The organism is Acinetobacter sp. ANC 4805, from assembly GCF_022549495.1.
In the GTDB taxonomy this organism is placed as follows: domain Bacteria; phylum Pseudomonadota; class Gammaproteobacteria; order Pseudomonadales; family Moraxellaceae; genus Acinetobacter.
In genome coordinates this window covers 133,280-146,915 of the sequence record NZ_JAKZGD010000003.1, presented here as the reverse complement: position 1 = coordinate 146,915, position 13,636 = coordinate 133,280, and the positions used below count along the sequence as shown (strand labels likewise).

13 protein-coding genes are annotated in these 13,636 nt (G+C 37.9%); 8 read left to right on the top strand and 5 right to left on the bottom strand.

The features are described 5' to 3' along the window. Position 1 precedes the first annotated feature (1 nt). The 3 genes from tolA to pal all read left to right on the top strand — a co-directional run bounded on the left by tolA (position 2) and on the right by pal (position 3,152). Positions 2 to 1,177 (top strand): cell envelope integrity protein TolA, encoded by a 1,176-nt coding sequence (gene tolA, locus MMP60_RS05225; RefSeq protein WP_241335288.1) that lies wholly within the window; start codon positions 2 to 4, stop codon positions 1,175 to 1,177. A gap of 99 nt (positions 1,178 to 1,276) precedes the next feature. Further along, entirely contained in the window at positions 1,277 to 2,560 is a 1,284-nt protein-coding gene (tolB, locus tag MMP60_RS05220) for a Tol-Pal system beta propeller repeat protein TolB (RefSeq protein WP_241335287.1), read from the top strand. 22 nt (positions 2,561 to 2,582) lie between these two features. After that, the gene (gene pal / locus MMP60_RS05215; RefSeq protein ID WP_241335286.1) at positions 2,583 to 3,152 is read left to right on the top strand and encodes a peptidoglycan-associated lipoprotein Pal; all 570 of its coding nucleotides are present in this window, start codon (positions 2,583 to 2,585) and stop codon (positions 3,150 to 3,152) included. Positions 3,153 to 3,218: 66 nt separating this feature from the next. Here the strand turns inward: pal and MMP60_RS05210 are convergent, their stop codons facing one another. Next, positions 3,219 to 3,404 carry an NF038105 family protein gene (locus MMP60_RS05210; protein ID WP_018677181.1) on the bottom strand — a complete coding sequence of 62 codons (186 nt, stop codon included), beginning with the start codon at positions 3,402 to 3,404 and terminating at the stop codon, positions 3,219 to 3,221. Between the two features lie 177 nt (positions 3,405 to 3,581). Between MMP60_RS05210 and MMP60_RS05205 the strand changes: the two genes are divergently transcribed. The 5 genes from MMP60_RS05205 (at position 3,582) to MMP60_RS05185 (ending at position 7,100) form a co-directional block, all read left to right on the top strand. Continuing rightward, entirely contained in the window at positions 3,582 to 4,553 is a 972-nt protein-coding gene (locus tag MMP60_RS05205) for a class 1 fructose-bisphosphatase (protein ID WP_241335285.1), read from the top strand. 306 nt (positions 4,554 to 4,859) lie between these two features. Then, complete coding sequence (locus tag MMP60_RS05200) at positions 4,860 to 5,636, top strand: RNA methyltransferase (protein ID WP_241335284.1); 777 nt, start codon at positions 4,860 to 4,862, stop codon at positions 5,634 to 5,636. 157 nt (positions 5,637 to 5,793) lie between these two features. Next, a complete protein-coding gene (locus tag MMP60_RS05195; protein ID WP_241335498.1) occupies positions 5,794 to 6,405 on the top strand; it encodes an RNA polymerase sigma factor in 612 nt (203 codons plus the stop codon). Beyond that, positions 6,398 to 6,721: a hypothetical protein gene (locus MMP60_RS05190; protein ID WP_241335283.1), complete on the top strand. Its 324-nt coding sequence runs from the start codon at positions 6,398 to 6,400 to the stop codon at positions 6,719 to 6,721. The genes MMP60_RS05195 and MMP60_RS05190 overlap by 8 nt, the downstream gene beginning before the upstream one ends. Further along, positions 6,711 to 7,100 (top strand): DUF3106 domain-containing protein, encoded by a 390-nt coding sequence (locus tag MMP60_RS05185; RefSeq protein ID WP_241335282.1) that lies wholly within the window; start codon positions 6,711 to 6,713, stop codon positions 7,098 to 7,100. The genes MMP60_RS05190 and MMP60_RS05185 overlap by 11 nt, the downstream gene beginning before the upstream one ends. A gap of 86 nt (positions 7,101 to 7,186) precedes the next feature. Here the strand turns inward: MMP60_RS05185 and MMP60_RS05180 are convergent, their stop codons facing one another. The 4 genes from MMP60_RS05180 to MMP60_RS05165 form a co-directional block, all read right to left on the bottom strand. Beyond that, a complete protein-coding gene (locus MMP60_RS05180; RefSeq protein ID WP_241335281.1) occupies positions 7,187 to 9,661 on the bottom strand; it encodes a CSLREA domain-containing protein in 2,475 nt (824 codons plus the stop codon). 18 nt (positions 9,662 to 9,679) lie between these two features. Further along, positions 9,680 to 11,527, bottom strand: coding sequence for a rhombotarget A (gene rbtA / locus MMP60_RS05175; RefSeq protein ID WP_241335280.1), 1,848 nt, complete (start codon positions 11,525 to 11,527; stop codon positions 9,680 to 9,682). A gap of 116 nt (positions 11,528 to 11,643) precedes the next feature. Continuing rightward, on the bottom strand, positions 11,644 to 12,339 hold the full coding sequence (gene hda / locus MMP60_RS05170; protein WP_241335279.1) for a DnaA regulatory inactivator Hda: 696 nt from the start codon (positions 12,337 to 12,339) through the stop codon (positions 11,644 to 11,646). Positions 12,340 to 12,359: 20 nt separating this feature from the next. Continuing rightward, the gene (locus MMP60_RS05165; RefSeq protein ID WP_241335278.1) at positions 12,360 to 13,553 is read right to left on the bottom strand and encodes a chloramphenicol efflux transporter CxpE; all 1,194 of its coding nucleotides are present in this window, start codon (positions 13,551 to 13,553) and stop codon (positions 12,360 to 12,362) included. Positions 13,554 to 13,636: the final 83 nt, after the last annotated feature.

Genomic DNA, 13,636 nt, shown 5'->3' with positions numbered 1-13,636 from the left:
TATGAAAAAATTTCAAGAGCCACCTTTTAAACAAAATGCAATTGCGCTAGGTTTTACCCTTGGGGTACATGCAATTGCGATTGTTGGCTTGCTTTTCTTAGGTCTGAGTAAACCACCAAAGCAACCCAAAAAACTTACGACTGTTCTCATCAAGCCAGAAGACTTACCACCACCAATGGCAAAACCTGTTGAACAGGAAACAACAGTCGAGAATCAGGATGAAGAAATATTAAACCCTGTTGTAGATAATACTCAACCTGAAAATCTTTCGATCACCCCTCCAACGCCTACTGCACAACAACTCGCTGATGCAAAACAAAAAACCGAACAACAAGCAAAGTTAGCAGAACAAAAAAAGAAAGCTGAAGAAGAAGCGGCTCAAGCAAAACAAGCTGAAGAACGTCAAAAACAGGCAGAAGCTCAAGCCCAGAAACAACGTGCCGATGAGGACGTAAAACGCAAAACAGAGCAAGCTGCAAAAGACAAAGCCGCTGCTGATAAAGCTGCAAAAGACAAAGCCGCTGCTGATAAAGCTGCAAAAGACAAAGCCGTTGCTGATAAAGCTGCAAAAGACAAAGCCGTTGCTGATAAAGCTGCAAAAGACAAAGCCGCTGCTGATAAAGCTGCAAAAGACAAAGCCGCTACTGATAAAGCTGCAAAAGACAAAGCCGCTGCTGATAAAGCTTCTAAAGACAAAGCTGCTACTGATAAAGCTGCAAAAGACAAAGCCGCTGCTGATAAAGCTGCAAAAGACAAAGCTGCTACTGATAAAGCTGCAAAAGACAAAGCCGTTGCTGATAAAGCTGCAAAAGACAAAGCGGATGCCGAAAGAGCCGAAGCAGATGCAAAAGCGGCTGCTGCAAAAAAGGCAGAGCAAGAAGCTGCTCAGAAAAAGGCAAATTCGAAGAAAATTGCTTCGACTGCTAAGCGCGATTTCACAAATAAAATTGAACGAGTTTGGAATGTCCCTTCAGGTTCAACAGGACAAAAAGCAACTGCCCGTGTAACACTTAGTGATAGCGGTGCTGTTTTATCTGTGATTGTGAATTCTAGTGATCCTGATGTAAAGGCAAGTGTAGAAGCCGCTGTTCGAGCTGCTGCCCCTTACCCTATGCCAGATGATCCTGATGCACGTCGTGAAGCAAGAAGCTTTACTTCAAGTTTTACTGCAAAATAGTAATAAATAGTTAACGTTACATGCTTTTAATAGAACAAAGCATGTAACTATGTTAAATAATCAACAGCCACAAAAATACGAACACAAGTAATTGTAACTATGGACAAGACCCGTAAACATCTCATCTCCTTAGCAGTTTTTACTGCAATCAGCGCAATTGTTCCGACAGCAGCTTTTGCACAATTACACCTTGAAATTGCAAAAGCGCCTGAACAAGCACCTAAAATTGCAATTATCCCTTTTACAAATGACAACTCGCTTTACCCAATTATTGAGAATGACTTAAATCGTTCAGGTCGATTCACAAGCGCATCTCAAAACTTACCTGCAACTGCAAGCATCAACCAAATCCAAGCTGGTGATTGGCAAAATGCAGGTGTGCCATATGTGGTGGTTGGTCAAATTAAAACGATTGATGCGAATACATTTGAAATCCATTACCAACTCTATGATGTACAAAAACAACAATATTTATTAAATGAAGTGCTGACTGTACCAAGCTCTCGTGTTCGCCAAGCTGGGCATATGATCAGTGATGCGATTTACCAAGCTTTAACAGGTATTGCGGGTGATTTCAGCGGGCGTATCGCTTATGTATTACGTAATCCAGAAACTCCTGCTCAACGTTATACATTACAAATTGCCGATACTGATGGCGAACAACCTAAAACTGTACTGTCATCACGAGATCCGATCCTCTCCCCAACATGGACACCTGACGCTAAAAAAATTGCTTACGTCTCTTTCGAAACTAAACGTCCTGCAATTTATATTCAAGATTTAGCAACAGGTCAACGTGAGGTTTTAGCGAGTTTCAAAGGGTTAAATGGTGCACCAAGCTTCTCGCCTGATGGACAATCCATGCTTTTCACGGCCTCTATGCATGGTAATCCTGAAATTTATCAAATGAATTTAAATACGCGCCAACTACAACGCATGACCAATGACTCAGCGATTGATACTGAAGCACGTTATTCACCTGATGGAAAATCATTTATTTTCACTTCAGATCGTGGCGGTTCTCCACAAATTTATCGCTATAGTTTTGATGATAGTTCAGTCAAGCGTCTAACCTTCAAAGGTGCATTTAATGCACGGGGTACTTTAAGCGCTGACGGTAAAAAGATTGCTTTAGTTCATCGACCAAGTGGTAGTAACTACAAAGTCGCACTGCAAGATATTAGTACAGGGATTACTAATATTTTGACACCAACCAGTTTAGATGAATCACCAAGCTTCTCACCAAACGGACAAATGGTCGTTTATGCAACACGTGAAGGCAGCCGAGGCTTACTCTCTATTATGTCTACAGATGGTCGTTTCCGTATGAATTTACCAAGTGAACAAGGTGAAGTCCGTGAACCCGCTTGGGCACCAAAATAAATTTGATCAATTGGAGAATCACATGAATATTAAATACCTGACACTTCTATTGTTGGCGGCGACAATTGCATTCACAGGTTGTGCAAGCCGTAAACCTGCTGCTGAAATCACAGCGGGCAATACAGCACCAAACACTTCAACCACGGTAAGCACTGAAGGACTAAGTGAAGATGCTGCATTGAATGCACAAAACTTGGCTGGTGCGTCATCAAAAGGGGTAACTGCCGCGAACAAAGCATTTTTAGCGAAACGTGTCGTTCACTTTGATTACGATAGCAGCGATCTATCAAATGATGACTATCAAACACTTCAAGCACATGCTCAATTTCTTATTGCAAATGCCAATTCTCGTGTCGCATTGACAGGTCATACTGATGAACGTGGTACGCGTGAATACAATATGGCTTTGGGCGAGCGTCGTGCGAAGGCTGTTGAAAGTTATTTAATTACCAATGGTGTAAGCCCTCAGCAACTCGAAGCTGTGAGCTATGGTAAAGAAGCGCCCGTAAATACAGGACATGATGAAGCAGCTTGGAAAGAAAATCGTCGTGTAGAAATTAACTACGAAGCCGTACCTCCATTATTAAAATAATCATTTAGTATCTCTGTTTCCAATAAAAATGCTCACATGATGTGAGCATTTTTATTATCACTGTAGTTATGATGAAGACTCTGGCTTCGGCTGAGGTTGCATCGACTCAATCATATCGTGTTTATTAAACTCTTTATATTCAGGCTTTGCTTCATACTCTTTCCAAGCATCTTGGACATTTTCTTTCGAAATTGTATCTAAGCTAATTGATTCGCTTGGCGTGGGGGTAGCTTCAAATTTTTTGGTTGACATCGTTCCTCTCCAAACTTCCTGTTTAGTATCCGACCAACATAGCATGTAATAGAATACTTGTAATCATAAAAGCAACATAAATAAAGTAAGATAATTTCTATTTTTAAGCGATCTCATCTAGAATAGCCACATTCTTTTTCTCAATTCTTTGACGCGGCTAAATCGGAGCGATTCAATATGTCAAACCTTACATTGTCCCAATATTTAGAACAACAAAATGGGAATTTGACACCAGAGTTGGCACAAGTCATCGAAACAATTGCTGCAACATGCCAAACGATTGACCAAGCACTACAAAAAGGTGCTTTGGCTGGTATCTTAGGTAGTGCTGGTAATGAAAATGTTCAGGGTGAAACGCAAAAGAAATTAGATGTCATTTCTAATGACTATTTAATTGATGCTTTAAAAGTTCATCCACAAGTTGGTGGCTTGGCTTCCGAAGAGTTGGATGATTTCACCCCTGCTCAAGAAAACGGAAAATATTTAGTTTTGTTCGATCCACTAGATGGTTCAAGCAATATCGACATTAATATGTGTGTGGGTACAATTTTCTCAATCCTCCCTGCTCAAAATTCAGTGACCCAATCGGCTGACTTTATGCAGGCAGGTACAGAACAAGTCGCTGCTGGGTATGTGCTTTATGGCCCATCGACAATGCTCGCACTTACTGTTGGTGCTGGTGTTGCATTCTTTACATTTGATCCAACCTCTCAAGCATTTCTACTTACAACTGAACAAGTACAAGTTTCAGCAGATACACAAGAATTTGCGATCAATTCATCAAATCAACGTCATTGGGAAAATCCTGTAAAACGCTATATTGATGAACTTTTGGCTGGAAAAACTTCTGTCCGTGAAAAAGACTTTAACATGCGTTGGGTCGCATGTATGGTTGGTGATATCCACCGTATCTTATGTCGTGGTGGTATCTTCCTTTACCCTTATGACTTAAAAGATCCTAAAAAAGCAGGTCGTTTACGCTTAATGTATGAAGCAAATCCAATGAGCATGTTAATTGAACAAGCTGGCGGTGCTTCTACGACAGGTCGTGTTCGTATTATGGAAATCCAACCAACAGAATTACACCAACGCGTTCCTGTTATTATTGGTTCTAAAAATGAAGTTGAACGTGTAACAAGCTATCATTAATCGGCTAAAATTTATTTTGAAGTTTTAATCGTTAGAAACATCATTACTCACAACTTGAGTAAACCAAAGCAACTCAGGCTTTGGTAAAAATAAAGATGATTTAGGTTTTACTGATCTTGCGCTACGTTATTCATAGCGCAAGTTTTGCTTAATTTCTCTAACAGAAAAATAGGCAAAACCCGTATCAAGTTGAAATATATCAACTGAAATATCAGACACAGTACCCCATCAAACAAGATGAGAACTCGGCATAACACCTCATCGTCATCACATTAGTTAAAGTCTTATTTTATTGAGTATATTTTCATGGCAGTCATTTTTTTAGAATCAAAAGACAATGCGAAAATTAAACATTTGCGTGGATTAATTGAACTCAACAGCGCTCGAAAAAAACATCAACAAACCGTTCTAGAAGGCACACATCTCTGTTTAGCATGGCTACAACAACAGAAAAAACTTTTTTCTTTATTTACAACAGAACAAGCACTAGAACATGCTGATCTACAAAAAGTAATCGAATTGCACCAAGGTCATGTATTTGTGATTAGTGAAGTGCTCTATAAAGATTTGAGTACTTTAGGCACAACACTACCTTGTTTAGCGATTGTTGATCTCCCTAAAACATCATTAACAATTGATTTTAAGGCTGATACTTTAATCTTAGAAAATGTTCAAGACCCTGGAAATGTTGGTACGCTATTGCGTTCGGCTGCCGCAGCCAATATTAAACAGGTAATCTGTACACAAGGCTCTGCTTCACTTTGGTCACCACGAGTTCTCAGAGCAGGTATGGGCGCTCACTTTAGCCTACATTGTTTTGAAAACTTTCAATTAACAGATATTCTTCCTAAATTTCAAATCCCTGTGTTTGTTACAAGCTCACATCAGTCTACAAATTTATACACAAAAGATTTAACACAAACATGTGTCTGGATTTTAGGCAATGAAGGACAAGGTGCGAGCGATTATGCTTTAGAACATGCCCAAGCTGTTGCTATCCCCCAACCTGGTGGACAAGAGTCTCTCAATGTTGCGATTGCAGGTTCAATTTGCTTTTTTGAAATGGTTCGCCAACGTCAATAAAAACGTTAAATTATTTTAAATACGATTTTTTTAATGAAAAAATCCATTACACTCATAAAATAATTGCTTAAGTTGTCAACGCATCCACCATTTTCAACGTTATATAATTAATGAATTGAAATAATGGTGGGTATCCATGACAGGATTTTCCATCTCTATGGATTTAGCACCGAAACAGGCTCGAACTGGAAACGGTACTGATTGTAGTACGGTTGAACAACGTCTGCGTTTTTTTATGCAGGACGTGACAGGTCGTGCGCTTGTGATGATGGAAAGTGCAACACAGGGACAGCAAGGCATTGCAATGGATTTGGTACAAGAAGCCTTTATCTCATTGCATAAATCATATTCAGATAAAAGTATTGAAGAATGGTATCCATTATTTTATACGATTTTAAATAACAAATTACAGGACTGGAGACGTAAAGAAGCACGTCGAGCGACCCCTTTTTCATTATTCAAAAAAATTAGCTTAGACGATGATGAGGAAATTATTGATGTCGTAGATGAATCTACGCCAAATCCATTCGAATTTCTAAACCAAGAAGTCACAATGGATGAAATTCAGGCTGCCATCAACCAATTACCAGTACGTCAACAACAAGCATTTATGTTAAGAGCTTGGGAAGGTTTTGATACCATGACCACTGCTCAAGTTATGAGTTGCAGTGAAGGTAGTGTAAAAACCCATTATCATCGTGCAATCCAAGGGCTTAGAATTGCTTTAGAGCATTTAAATCCACATACGGGAGGGTCATCAAATGAATAAAGATGAGTTCACTAAATCAGTGACTTCCAAGCTCGATCAACTTGCAAAAGAACAACATCACAATAAGATGTTAGTGATGAATCATGTTCTAGATACTGTACAAAACAAACAAACATCGTATTACAGTCTCTGGAAAATGGGAGGTTTTGCCTTAGCAGCAGCCCTTATGGGGATTGTTGTATTACCAAGTTCTTTACAATTGACTGATAAACAACAAAATCAAGTTATTGTGAATCCAAAACTCTCACCACAAATGGTTGAAGATATGGAAATGTTAATGGTACTCGGTGAGGATAAAGTGCAACATGGCAGCTAAAAGATTAGCCCTTGTCGTGTGTACATTAGGCTTATTGCAAACAAGTTTTGCTGGTTCAGAACGTTTTTGGGTATTCTCAAAACCGAATAAACCGACAACACAAGAAGCATGGGATAACTTATCTCCAGAAGAGCAACGTGTTCTCATTAAACGTTATCAAAGCCTAAAAGAAATTCCAACAGACCAAAGTTCTCAGCTACAACAACGAATGGAATGGTTTACTCAGCTTCCTGAAGATGAAAAACAAAAAATGCGTGATGTTTGGCAAAAAATGAGCACTCAAGAGCGTAATAGCTTACGTAAACGGATGCTAAATGCCAGTACAGAAGAGAAAGTCAACATTCGAGAAGAATATTTAAGCAAATACTTGGAACATTAAAAGCTCGATTGCTTAAATTTATCTTTATAAATTCTTAGATTCTAAAATAAAAATAGCGCCATAAGGCGCTATTTTTATTTTAATCGTTATTTTCTAAAACGACGATATGCTAACAAGCCAATTAAACCCAATATAGAGAAAACGCCAGTACTACCACCGCCACTCGTCGCAGGTCGAGTATCATCAACTGTCGTCGCAGTGCTAATCACATTCACTGTTGCTGAGTTGGAAATTTTAGGTGTCGAGTCATTATCATAAACTTGATAATTAAAAGAAAAGTTAAACGGGTTGAAGCTATTCGCTTCTTGAATATAAATATTCCCACCGTAACACGTTTCTTTCTGATCTGGTGCAGGACACTTACCTTGACGATCTGCTGTAATAACTAGATTCTTGGTCGGAACATTTGACAAACGAATTGGTAATTCAACACCATCCTCATTTATCCAAAAGTCAGATTTATTTGGTTTAGTTTCTGGTCCCTTCCCACCCGGCCCCGTATCTCCAGCATCACTCGCCAACGCTAGTAAATTTAACGTCACCTTCTCTTTCTGTTGGTACTTCAATGTCACTGAAGTACCTTTAGCCTCAGGTGCTTGATTTAGAAATGAAGCTTTAATTAACCCAACAGTTTTAACCGTAGAGTTAGCATTATAAGTAATCGTATATTTACATAAAGCTTGCTCACCATCCTGTGTAACAGCATCATCTTTTCGATAAACAACAATTTGCTGTATTTCAGGTGCCCAACTACAGACTAAATTTTCATCATCTCTAACCTGATTAACAGCTTCATTTAATATACCAACACCTATGGTATCCACTTTAATCGTGTATAGATCTGAATTGAAAAAGTCTAAACGGTGATTTCCATCAGGTAATTCAACTTCATGAGGCAATGGCAATTTAAGTGATTTTAAATCAACATAAATGGCACGATACTTTAGATTTTCTTTCTTATTGAAATAATCAACTAGTGTTTTATATTGCCCTAAACGATATTTATAATACGTAAGATATTTCTGATCATTTGGATTTTTCACCAAATTATCAAAATAATCATATTGGCCTTTATACTCATTAATTAAAGTACTTAGAGATGCATTAGAAATACTATTGATATCCCCCGCAGTTAAATGCATGAGTTCAACAGAGCCTATGTCACACGTATTTTTTGCATCTGGTTGATAAAATAAAGCTCTATCTGCAAGACGAGCTAGCCCTCTTTGATCATAATCACTACAACCTGTTACATTAGCAACGCTTACATTGACTAAATCAGTAGAGCCTGTACCACTAACAACCTTAGGATAATACAAAGGTAGAAATGCAGTATATTGAGAAGGTTCTATCATCCCACTCAATACTGCACTCATAGGAATATTTGTTAGATCAACATTAGTCGTATTGTCTTTAAATGATTCATCAGGTAAATCACACTTAGCATTACTTGTTCGTGAAAATGCATTATAAAAAACACTTATTCCAGTTTTTTCTTGCTTTGAAACATCACCTAGTAAATAACGACAAGAATAACCCCCTTGATTATAAGCAAGTACATTAAAATCGAGATATTTTGCCCCGAGCTTATCATATAAAAAAGTTGTATATGCCTTATTTTCAACAATCGTATTGCTTTTTAAGGATAAGATACTACTATCACTTAGAATACTGGACTTATTCTGATTCTCTGTACCTGCTTTCGTATCCCCTGAAAATTTTATTAAATTACCTTTAGTAGAATTAGCGATATTTTTGGCAATTGTATTCGCTTCTAATGTAGCTGTAGGTAAGCCACAAAACTCCAACATACTTAATGAATTTTCAGATCCATTTTTGACCAAACTACTTGATGTAAAACTAATATTCCGCTTTGAATATTCCGCATCATTAAAGCAGCCCATTGCAACAATACTTCCAGTTAAAGCATCATTACCTTGAAATATACTTTTAGAGACCGTAACTGAGGCAGAAAGTCCAGCTAAATAAATTGCGCCTCCTGCACCAGTACTTGCCTTAGAATTTAAAACTTGTGTACTTTGCAAGGTTACATTGGCACCAGCATAAATTGCCCCACCATTCTCTTGGTTAGGCGCAACACCATCGGTAAGGATTATATTACTTAGTGTTAGAGGGTTGTTACCTGAAATCGTATTAAAAATACGTGAGTTTCCAGCTTTAATTATACTCTTTAACTCAACTTGTGCAGGATATTGATTAGCAACATCATTTACTAAAACATTTTCTTTGTCCCAATCTGCTGGTGCAGCCCCCCAAATACTCACTTCAGATTCTGGAACAAGCTCGTTCTTTAAAGTATACGTTCCTGCTTCAAGCTGGATATTCTGAACATTAGAATAAATATCCGCAACCACACAGCCATGAGCAGATACACGAGTTTTTGCAACAGCTAGTGCTTCTCTTAAGGAACAAAGCGAATCATCTTTATTCTCATCAGCAAAAGTTGTGACTTTAATGGGTGCCGAACTACTCGTTGCTGCCAATAAAGGCATAGCAGAAACAATCATCACCGCCAACAGCGTTTTTTTATAATTTTTCATCTCATTCATCATCCTTGATTATGATTTAAAACGTCTGAATCCAATCAAACCGAATATTATTAGAATCCATCCAAAATCCATACTACCAACGTTCACTGTTCTGCTTTGAAAATTATTAGGTGGGTCTTGCACGATTGTCGTAGGAATATCAATATAATAATTCGAAGGGTCATTCAATCGAGTAATTGAAGTCATAACACGTATGTTAAATTTATCTGCACCATGCCAATTACCATTTGGAACGTAAACAACATTACCTTTTGAATCGAGCGTCAATTTACCCTTGGACTTTGTTTCAGTTTGTTCAACCTCAAGACAACCTGGTTGCCAAGGAAGCCCATTCGCATCAGTATCTCGTTTAAATATTGCTTTACATGCTTCTGGAGCAACTAATTCACCATCTAACAAACTGTCTGCAATACTAAATTTTGCAGTCTGCCCATATAAAATATCTTGACCTGCAATTTGAACATCATTACGGTTGACAACGAGTTCAATCGCTCCTAAATCACATAACTCACCATAAATACTTCGACTCTTACCTCTTTGATCTGAGCTTTCACAACTGATCAACCCTGTCGTCGTACCATCACTAAAAATGCGTCCTTTATTAATAATTAAGGACTCAGACAATGAATTATAAGTAGTTAATAATCTTGGTTGGAAGAAACCCAACATTTGATCTTTTGGGGTCGCATAAGGACACAATAAGCCTTTATCTTGTGGTAAATCACAATCCCCTTCAAGTTGGCCACCTGCAAGTAAATCGGTATTCAATAGAAAATTAGGGCGACCAACTGGAGCATTACGATCACACTCCAACTCAGTTAGATTACTTTGAATAACAGTCGAATCACTACTGTCAGCGACACAATTTTTATTATTTTTAGCAATAATACTATTAGAAATATATGCACTATCGTCTAATTTAGCGACTGTTGTATCCGTTGCAGCTGTTACAATCCACTTTGGAGCTTGCAAATACAATCCAGCATCATTGTAAATCATGGTGATATTATTAAGAACCATTCCACCACGAATATTTGCGACATAACCACCTTTATTATTAAAAACAGTTACATTTCGCATCCCAAAAAGCCCTGTGGTTAATGCATTAGAAATTGCATTATCACTATAAGCAGTTTGAACATATAAGATTGAACCATTTGTTTTTACTTCATTATTACGTATCACTGACTGAGTAATAGAATAACGAGGAATTTCACTATAAATGACAGCCCCCTGATCTGCTTTATTTCCCTCAAAGATGGTATTATTTATACTAACCACGCCTGCAGTTTTTTTATCCGACAACAAACCTTTATTATAAATCGCCCCACCTAAAGTCGCATTACCATTGGTTAAACGTGAATATTTAATTGTTAATATCTCACGATTGAGAATTAATCCACCTTCCACCACTTTTTGGGATGAACCTTTTAAATTCAGTTCATTAAAATTCACCAATAATGGATCTTTTTCTACATTATTATCATCTACAATAAACAAGCTTTCTGAACCCAACATTTTTATCGTTGCGTTATTTAAACCTTTTTTACTATCATTGAAATCTGTACTAACAGCAGTATTAAGTGTAATTGCTGCTTTAATTTGGATTGCACTATTGAGCGTATATTCTTTATCACGCTGTAAAATAATAATGGGTGAGGCGTCTTTATCACCACAACCATGATAACCATTCTCATATTCTTTCTGAGTACGATTATTTAAGAATGTTACGGCTTCACGTAATGAACAAACGGTATCATCTTTGTCTTCATCAACTAATGTTGTAACTTGAATATCCGCGGAATATACATGTCCAGTAATCGCAAATAAAGTGCAGGCAAGCGTCCGTTTGAGCATACCATTCTCCTTCTATTTTTCATTTTTCTTAGTATTGCAAACCTTAAATTTGCAACCACATTCCTTTGTGCGTACTTTGTCATAGCTGTCAAAATTACTCAAGAAATTTTATGCGATTAGCGATATTCATCAATCAATGCATAAATTTGCTTCAATGTTGTATTTGAGAGCTTGGTTTTCTCACCTTTTAACATTTTTTCAAGCTGAGCAAGTGTTTGTAATAAAACAGAAGCCTGATGTGGCCCATTGTTTAATAAGTAATCAACAATTTGTTGATCAAAGTGAATTCCCCGTCGAGTCATAACAGATTGAAGCAACGCTTGTCGATCTGTATATGAACTACCATTTGGAACTTTCACACTCACTGCTTGCGTCAATCTAGACTGTAAATCTGGTAATTCTAATTTTAATTCTATGGGTGCTACACGAGAAGAGAATACCAACTGCCCCTCATGATTATTCATCAAATGAAAAACAGCTTTTTGCCAATGAGGTACACCACTAATCGCATCTATATCATCTAAAGCGACCAAATCATAAAATTCGAGTGAAGTAATTGCCTCAATAGGCGCATCCAATAATTCTAATAATGAAACTTTAATTGCGGGGCGACCTAATTCCAGATATGAATCGCAAATTGCAGTGAGTAAATGGCTTTTACCAGTTCCAGCACCACCATACACATAAAACCGATTCACTAAGCCAGTATGTAGTTGTCGAATTGCATCAACGACAGGTCCCCAACCTGGTCCCGAAAAATCACTAATTCGAGCATCCAATTGAGGTTCAATGTCTAATTGTAGTTGACGCATATAGGTAATGTTTTCCTCAATTACTTTAAGTCATTCGAATTTGAAGTCTCTGTATCTTGCGAGTTTTTGATTTCAATATCAAGTTCAGCCCGCTCTGCTCTGCTCTGCATATGCTGTGTCTCACCTTGTACAACAACGACTTCGATTGGTAATCCATACAATCTACTCTTTTCATAATGGTCTCGTGCATGTTTGAGCAACACCACAATCACAGCCGCTACAGGTAAGGCAATCAACATTCCCAGAAAACCACCGAGTTGCGCACCTGCCAACACAGCAAATACCACAGCAACAGGAGATAAACCAATTTTGTCGCCAAGTAAGAACGGCTGTAAGATATATCCTTCTATCATTTGCCCGATCATAAACACAATACCAACGAGTAGTAATTGCATCCAATCAAGTCCAAACTGAAATAATGAAGCGATAACTGCGGCGATAATACCAACACCAAATCCTAGATATGGGATGATACTTGCCAAACCTGCAATCATTCCAATAATTAAACCAACTTCCAAGCCAATCAGTTGCAAACCAACCGCATAAACAATGCCTAATAATAACATCACAAGGAATTGCCCTTTGACAAAAGCACCTAATACACTGTGACATTCGCGGACAATGACTAAGGTTGATGCTTCATGCGGACGAGGGATCAAACGGCGAAAACTTTGGAGCATTCGCTCCCAATCAAGTAAGAAATAGAATGAAATGATAGGGATTAGGATAAAAACACCACCCAACTGGATAAAATTCAAACCTGATTGTGCTAAGCGTAAAGCCATGACTTGAATGCTATCCGCACTGTAATTCGTTTGGATATACTCCATGATCGCTTTGGAAATCTGCTCGGTATCCAGTTCCATTGGGACAACATTAAAAGTATGGGAGACCCAAGGCAAAAATGTTCCATTTACCCAATGGATACCCGCAGGAATGCTATCTCGTGCATAAATTAACTGCTTCCAGACCAATGGAACAAGAAACCATAAAACAACAGTTAACGTGACGCCAATCCCAACAAATACTAGACTGATCGCCAACCAACGAGGTAGTTTAATTTTTACAAGGACATCTACGAGTGGGCTAAAGAGATAAGCAATAAAAAATGCACCGACAAATGGTAATACAACTGGTTTTAATAGATATAACACCCAGAGTAATAATGCGAGTCCAGCGAGGATAAAGATACGACGTAGTACCTGATCTTGCATAAAATCTAGCCTTTTTTCGTGTAATCGTTATAAATGGGAAAAAAATTTAATTAAAGATAGCATTTTCGAGCATAAATAACATA